The sequence below is a fragment of the Brenneria populi genome, from assembly GCF_036016195.1.
Taxonomy (GTDB): Bacteria; Pseudomonadota; Gammaproteobacteria; order Enterobacterales; family Enterobacteriaceae; genus Brenneria; species Brenneria populi.
Map to the genome: position 1 here is coordinate 1 of NZ_JAYWTM010000023.1, position 6,566 is coordinate 6,566.

7 protein-coding genes are annotated in these 6,566 nt (G+C 54.1%); 1 reads left to right on the plus strand and 6 read right to left on the minus strand.

Annotated elements, in window-relative coordinates; translation table 11 throughout:
- Positions 1-71 precede the first annotated feature (71 nt).
- The 6 genes from proS to metN form a co-directional block, all read right to left on the minus strand.
- Positions 72-1,790, minus strand: a complete 1,719-nt coding sequence (gene proS / locus VSX58_RS18085) for a proline--tRNA ligase (protein WP_327619311.1) — start codon at positions 1,788-1,790, stop codon at positions 72-74.
- Between the two features lie 146 nt (positions 1,791-1,936).
- Positions 1,937-2,644 (minus strand): tRNA (N6-threonylcarbamoyladenosine(37)-N6)-methyltransferase TrmO, encoded by a 708-nt coding sequence (gene tsaA, locus VSX58_RS18090; protein WP_327619312.1) that lies wholly within the window; start codon positions 2,642-2,644, stop codon positions 1,937-1,939.
- The gene (gene rcsF, locus VSX58_RS18095) at positions 2,641-3,054 is read right to left on the minus strand and encodes an Rcs stress response system protein RcsF (RefSeq protein ID WP_327615922.1); all 414 of its coding nucleotides are present in this window, start codon (positions 3,052-3,054) and stop codon (positions 2,641-2,643) included. Before rcsF ends, tsaA begins: the two co-directional genes overlap by 4 nt.
- Before the next feature lie 115 nt (positions 3,055-3,169).
- Complete coding sequence (locus VSX58_RS18100; protein ID WP_327615923.1) at positions 3,170-3,985, minus strand: MetQ/NlpA family lipoprotein; 816 nt, start codon at positions 3,983-3,985, stop codon at positions 3,170-3,172.
- A 69-nt stretch (positions 3,986-4,054) separates the two neighbouring features.
- On the minus strand, positions 4,055-4,708 hold the full coding sequence (locus VSX58_RS18105) for a methionine ABC transporter permease MetI (protein ID WP_327619313.1): 654 nt from the start codon (positions 4,706-4,708) through the stop codon (positions 4,055-4,057).
- On the minus strand, positions 4,701-5,732 hold the full coding sequence (gene metN / locus VSX58_RS18110) for a methionine ABC transporter ATP-binding protein MetN (protein WP_327619314.1): 1,032 nt from the start codon (positions 5,730-5,732) through the stop codon (positions 4,701-4,703). The genes VSX58_RS18105 and metN overlap by 8 nt, the downstream gene beginning before the upstream one ends.
- A gap of 179 nt (positions 5,733-5,911) precedes the next feature.
- Here metN and gmhB point away from each other — a divergent pair, with 179 nt between their 5' ends.
- Positions 5,912-6,487 (plus strand): D-glycero-beta-D-manno-heptose 1,7-bisphosphate 7-phosphatase, encoded by a 576-nt coding sequence (gmhB, locus tag VSX58_RS18115; RefSeq protein WP_327619315.1) that lies wholly within the window; start codon positions 5,912-5,914, stop codon positions 6,485-6,487.
- The last annotated feature ends 79 nt before the right edge of the window (positions 6,488-6,566 follow it).

Here is a 6,566-nt window from a genome sequence, read left to right on the forward strand (position 1 = left end):
TATGGATCTATCGCCGCCGCGCAGAGGCGTTTTCGGCCCCTTCCTGCGCGGAAAGGGCCGGGTTGCGGCGGTTAGCGCACGACGTTCGCCGCCAGGAAATCGACGATTTCGCTGGTTTTAATCATCTGCTTCTCGCCGCCGCGACGGCTTTTATACTCAATTTCTTCATTGTCCAGATTACGATCGCCAATGACGATGGTATGCGGTACGCCAATCAGTTCCATATCGGCAAACATCACGCCCGGACGCTCTTTGCGGTCATCCAGCAGCACTTCAATACCTTTCGCCCGTAGCTGCTGATAGATATCTTCAGCCGCTTCCTTAACGCGGAAGGATTTGTGCATATTCATCGGCAGAATGGCAACGTGGAAAGGCGCGATGGCGTCAGGCCAGATAATGCCTCGGTCGTCGTGGTTCTGCTCGATGGCGGCCGCCACCACGCGGGTCACGCCGATGCCATAGCATCCCATCGTCAAAACCTGATTACGTCCGTCTTCGCCCTGAACGGTCGCCTTCAGCGCTTCAGAGTATTTGCTGCCCAATTGGAAGATATGGCCCACTTCGATACCGCGTTTGATTTGCAGCGTGCCTTTTCCATCCGGGCTGGCGTCGCCTTCCACCACGTTACGAATATCGGCAACCAGCGGCAGCGCCACGTCGCGCTCCCAGTTGATGCCGAAATAGTGTTTGCCGTCAATGTTGGCGCCGGCGCCGAAGTCGTTCATCGCCGCAACGGTGCGGTCGACCACGGCGGGGATCGGCAGATTGACCGGTCCGAGAGAGCCGGGGCCGGCGCCGACAATCGCGCGGATCTCCTCTTCGGCGGCGAACGTCAGCGGGCTGGCGACCCATTCAAGTTTCTCGGCTTTGACTTCATTCAGTTCGTGATCGCCGCGAACCAGCAGGGCGACCAGCTTATGGCCACTCTCTTCGCTGGCCTTCACCAGCAGCGTTTTTATGGTTTTTTCTACCGGCAGTTTGAATTGCTCAACCAGTTCGGCGATGGTTTTGGCATTGGGCGTATCGACCAGACGCAGTTCTTCGCTTGCTTCGGCGCGTCCTAATTCAGGCGCAATGGCTTCCGCCAGCTCGATGTTCGCCGCGTAGTCGGATTCGGTAGAGAAAACGATATCGTCTTCGCCGCTGGCCGCCAGTACCTGAAATTCATGGGAGGCGTTGCCGCCGATCGAACCGGTATCGGCCTGCACTGCTCGGAAGTCCAGATCCATACGGCTGAATATTTTGCTGTAGGCGGCGTACATCGCGTCGTAGGTGACCTGCAGCGACTCCTGCGAGGTATGGAAAGAGTAGGCGTCTTTCATCAGGAACTCGCGCGAGCGCATGACGCCGAAGCGCGGACGGACCTCGTCGCGGAATTTGGTTTGAATCTGAAAAAAGTTCAACGGCAACTGCTTATATGAGCTGATTTCATTACGAATCAGATCGGTAATGACCTCTTCATGCGTGGGACCAAGAACGAATGGACGTTCGCCGCGATCGACGAAACGCAGCAATTCCGGACCATACTGCTCCCAGCGACCGCTCTCGACCCAGAGATCGGCGGGTTGCACCACGGGCATCGACACCTCTATCGCCCCGGCGTTATTCATCTCTTCCCGGACGATGTTTTCAACTTTTTTCAGAACCCGTAAGCCCGTCGGCAGCCAGGTATAAAGGCCGGAGGCCAGTTTGCGGATCATTCCGGCGCGAAGCATCAACTGATGGCTGATGACTTCCGCATCGGCAGGCGTCTCCTTCAGGGTGGAGAGCAGATATTGGCTAGTACGCATGGTGTCTTAGTTCCGTTAGAACGACGAATGGCATCAGGCTGCAACGCAGCCGAAAATATAAAAAGTGGCTTAGTTTACCAGTGTGAGCGGTTCGTCAAAAGGGACTGCGCACAATTTTATGGCGGGCCGTCGCCAGCGGCGTTCGTTTAGCGCGTTTCAAGGCACAGCACTTCCGTTCGCCGCGCCGAGACGCGCCAGCGAACGTTAAACTCCAGCAGCAACACCGCGTATTCTCTCTCGCTCTCCTCGCCTTGGCGATAAGCCGGGCGCGGATCCTGAGCTAATACCTGGGTAATAAAGCGTTTTAAGCGGGGGTGCTTTTTCTGATGCTCGGCGATCTGCCGTTCAGCCAGCGGGGAAAAAACAACCGGCATTGCGGCCTCCGGGGCCGACTGCGCAAACCCTGCCCGGGCATGAGGCTGGCTTTCCGCAAAAGGCAGGTAAGGCTTGATATCCACCACCGGCGTCCCATCAACCAGGTCGAGGCTTCCCAGCGCCAGCGTTACCGCGTCGCCTTTGACGTGGACCGCCTTCAGCTCCACCAGCGACATGCCGATGGGGTTGGGACGAAAGGTGGAACGCGTCGCAAATACGCCCATGCGCGCATTTCCGCCGAGTCTGGGAGGTCGAACCGTAGGGCGCCAGCCGCCTTCCATTGTTTGATGGAAAACAAACAGGATCCAGATATGGCTGAAATCAGACAGCCCGCGCACGCACTCCGCCTGATTATATGGCGGTAATAACCGGAGTTCGCCTCCGCCGTCTTCAATCAGGCCCGGCTGCCGCGGAATGGCGAATTTTTCTTTGTAGGGAGAACGGATAACGCCGATCTGATTGAATAAAAACGGTTTCATTGATTAGTAACTTGTAGTGCCGTGCCCTGGCAAACCGCCTGGCGATAGCAGCCGGCGACGCTGCTGATAATCTGGCACTCATGCAGCAGAACGGCATTGGCTTTCATGGCCGTCGCCCGGCTTTGCATTCTCTTGCGGGCGTTGGCGACGCTTGGCGGCGCATCCTGAGCGCTGACCTGGCAAGATGAGCCGGAAACTTCCCCCATATCCCGGAACGGGCTGCCGACCAGCTCTTCCGCGCTTTTGTATAATACCGCTGGGGCCGCCGGCCGTGCGGCCGGTGGCTTCGGTTTAGCCGCGGGTTCTACTTTGGTCTCGCTGGTGGGGTGGTGTTTGGGAGCGGGTGACTTCTGCAATAGAGAACATCCTGTTAGCGACATTGCCAACAGGATAAGCGGTAAGGCGCGCATACGATTTCCTCAGTTCTTTCTCCAAGAGCGGATATTGAAGCAAGCTATCGCATAAATAACAAGACGGGCCGAGGCCCGTCTTAGCGATATATTTTGTAAATGCGGCGGTGATGAGTTACCAGCCTTTAACGGCGCCGCCGTTAAAGATTTTATTCGCGGCTTCGTTTACTTCATCCGACTGATACGCCTGGACGAATTTTTTCACGTTTTCGGCATCTTTATTGTCTTCGCGCGCCACCAGCAGGTTTACGTAGGGAGACTCTTTATCTTCAATAAATAAACCATCTTTGGTTGGCGTCAGATTAATTTGGCTGGCATAGGTGGTATTGATAACCGCCAAAGCGATCTGAGCGTCGTCCAGCGAGCGCGGCAGCTGCGGCGCTTCCAGCTCAACCAGCTTCAGGTTTTTCGGGTTTTCCGTCACATCCAGAACGGTCGGCAGCAGGCCGACGTTTTCTTTCAGTTTAATCAGCCCCACTTTCTGCAACAGCAGTAACGTACGGCCCAGGTTCGTCGGGTCGTTTGGCACCGCGATCTGAGAGCCGTCCTGCAGTTCATCCAGCGATTTGATTTTCTTCGAGTAGCCGGCAATAGGATAAACGAAGGTGTTGCCCACGGAGACCAGTTTGTAGCCGCGATCTTTAATTTGTTGATCCAGATAAGGTTTGTGCTGGAAAGCGTTCAGGTCGATATCGCCCTTGCTCAAGGCTTCGTTAGGCAGCACGTAATCATTGAACGTGACTAGCTCGACGTCCAAACCGTATTTATCTTTTGCCACTTTTTGCGCAACTTCCGCCACCTGCTGCTCTGCGCCGACAATGATGCCTACCTTGATATGATTAGGATCTTTTTCTTCCTGACCGCATCCCGCTACGGCAAGCGCGCCAATCAATGCGCCGATGGCCGCGATGGATTTCAATTTGATAGCCATATCCTTCCCTCTAATTAAAAAGTCTGCCAGGCATGCGCCTGGAATAAGCGCATGCGTATTTTTTAAAGCTTACTTATGCGTTACGGCCTTTACCGCCCGGTCGCCACAAAATTGAATCAGGTAAACCAGAATCACCAGTAATATTAATACCGTATTCATCACCGTCGCGTTATAACCAATGTAACCATATTGATAACCAATTTGACCTAAGCCGCCGGCGCCAACGGCTCCGCCCATGGCTGAATAGCCGACAAGCGTGATGAGCGTGATGGTTGCGGCATTGATCAGGCCCGGCAGCGCTTCCGGCAGCAGTATTTTTCTGATGATTTGCATCGGGGTCGCGCCCATGGCGCGCGAAGCCTCAATCAGTCCCGTCGGTATTTCCAACAGGGTATTTTCCACCATACGGGCGATAAACGGCGCCGCGCCGATGGTCAATGGGACGATCGCCGCCTGCAGGCCGATAGATGTGCCGACGATAATGCGGGTAAAGGGGATCATCCATACTAGTAAAATAATAAAAGGGATGGAGCGGAAAATATTCACCAGCGCTGAAAGACCCCGGTAAAGTTTAGGGTTGGCGATAATTTGCCCCGGCCGGGTGACGTAAAGCAGCACGCCAACCGGTAGGCCCAGCACAAAGCCAAAAAAGCCGGAAACCAATGTCATTGCCACGGTTTCCCATACACCACGGGCCATTAGCCACATCATGGCTTCAGACATAACCTAATACCTCGATATTTGCATGCTTCTCTTGCAGGAATTTTATCGCTGCCTGGGTATCCGCCTCTTGGCCATGCATTTCCGCCAGCATAATGCCGAACTTTACGCCGCCTGCGTAATCCATCTGCGCGCTGATAATATTATTGTTGACGTTAAAGCGCCGGGCCACTTCGGACAGCAGCGGCGCGTCCACGGACTGGCCGGTGAACTCCATGCGCAGCAGGGGAACCGTGCCTTCGCGCCGGGTCGGCGTCATACGTGCAATATAATCTTCCGGAATATCCAGATGCAGCGTTGAATGGATAAATTGCTGCGCCAACGGCGTTTTAGGGTGAGAAAACAGTTCTCCTACCGTGTCTTGCTCAATCAGACATCCGCCGCTGATCACCGCCACCTGGTCGCAAATACGCTTTACGACATCCATTTCATGGGTAATCAACAGAATGGTCAGCTCCAGACGACGGTTGATATCTTTAAGCAACGTTAGAATCGAGCGGGTGGTCGCCGGATCCAGCGCGCTGGTCGCTTCGTCGCACAATAGAACTTTCGGATTGCTGGCCAATGAGCGGGCAATCGCCACGCGCTGTTTTTGTCCGCCGGATAGATTGGCCGGATAGACATCGTGCTTGTCGGATAAACCAACGATATCCAGTAATTCATTTACCCTGCGCTTAATTTCGGCCTTTGGCGTGTTATCAAGCTCCAGCGGAAGGGCGATATTGCCAAAAACCGTGCGCGATGAAAGCAAATTAAAATGTTGAAAAATCATGCCGATCTGGCGTCGAGCCTGCGTTAACTGGCTTTCCGACAGTTTCGTCAGATCCTGACCATCAACCAGCACGCTGCCTTGGGTGGGGCGTTCCAATAAATTAACACAGCGGATCAGCGTACTTTTTCCGGCGCCCGAGGCGCCGATGACGCCATAAATTTGCCCTTTGGGAACGTGGAGGTTTACATTGGCAAGCGCGGTAATCTCTCGACCGTTTTGCTGAAAAACCTTTGTAATATTAGAGAGTTCAATCATAACTTTTATTGTAAGCGCCTATGGCAAAATAATTCCGATTCTGAACAGTCAGAACGTTTGTTGGATGGTAGGGCGTCTAGACGTCTAAGTCAATTGGGATTGTCTCCGTCCCGGCATTCTCTCCGCTTACGAAAACATGCGATACTAAGCGGCAATTTACGCCATCAGGAGCAAAGTCAGTGGCACAGAGTGTTCCAGCAGTTTTTCTCGATCGCGACGGTACGATCAACGTCGATCACGGTTATGTTCATGAAATCGATCGGTTTCAATTTATTGATGGCGTCATTGACGCCATGCGCGAGCTGAAGGATATGGGGTTCGCGCTGGTTGTCGTCACCAATCAATCTGGTATTGCCCGCGGCAAATTTACTGAAGATCAGTTTATGCAATTGACGGAATGGATGGACTGGTCATTGGCCGATCGCGGTGTGGATTTGGACGGCATCTACTACTGCCCGCACCATCCTGAATATGGGAGTGATGAGTACCGCCAGATTTGCGATTGTCGTAAACCGGAGCCGGGCATGCTTATTTCCGCGCGGCGCCATCTTAATATCGATATGGCCGCGTCTTATATGGTGGGTGATAAGGCCGAAGATATGCAGGCAGGCGCTGCCGCCGGCGTCGGAACCAAAATCTTGGTTCGTACCGGCAAGCCGATCACCGAGCAGGGGGAAGCGCTGGCTGATGGCGTTATCGATAGCCTCGCCGAACTGCCCCGGTGGATAAAAACGCGCGTTAAATCGACCAAGTGAGCGAATGTTGCGCAAACGAGAAAAAGTTAGCGATATTTGCTTGCGCTTCTGAATCGGCTCCCTATAATGCGCCTCCATC

What these genes read in the sequence shown, in the direction of transcription:
- VSX58_RS18105 (WP_327619313.1), bottom strand. Translation starts at nt 4,708, where the DNA reads ATGTCTGAAGCCATGATGTGGCTAATGGCCCGTGGTGTATGGGAAACC.
- tsaA (WP_327619312.1), bottom strand. Translation starts at nt 2,644, where the DNA reads ATGAAACCGTTTTTATTCAATCAGATCGGCGTTATCCGTTCTCCCTAC.
- metN (WP_327619314.1), bottom strand. Translation starts at nt 5,732, where the DNA reads ATGATTGAACTCTCTAATATTACAAAGGTTTTTCAGCAAAACGGTCGA.
- VSX58_RS18100 (WP_327615923.1), bottom strand. Translation starts at nt 3,985, where the DNA reads ATGGCTATCAAATTGAAATCCATCGCGGCCATCGGCGCATTGATTGGC.
- proS (WP_327619311.1), bottom strand. Translation starts at nt 1,790, where the DNA reads ATGCGTACTAGCCAATATCTGCTCTCCACCCTGAAGGAGACGCCTGCC.
- rcsF (WP_327615922.1), bottom strand. Translation starts at nt 3,054, where the DNA reads ATGCGCGCCTTACCGCTTATCCTGTTGGCAATGTCGCTAACAGGATGT.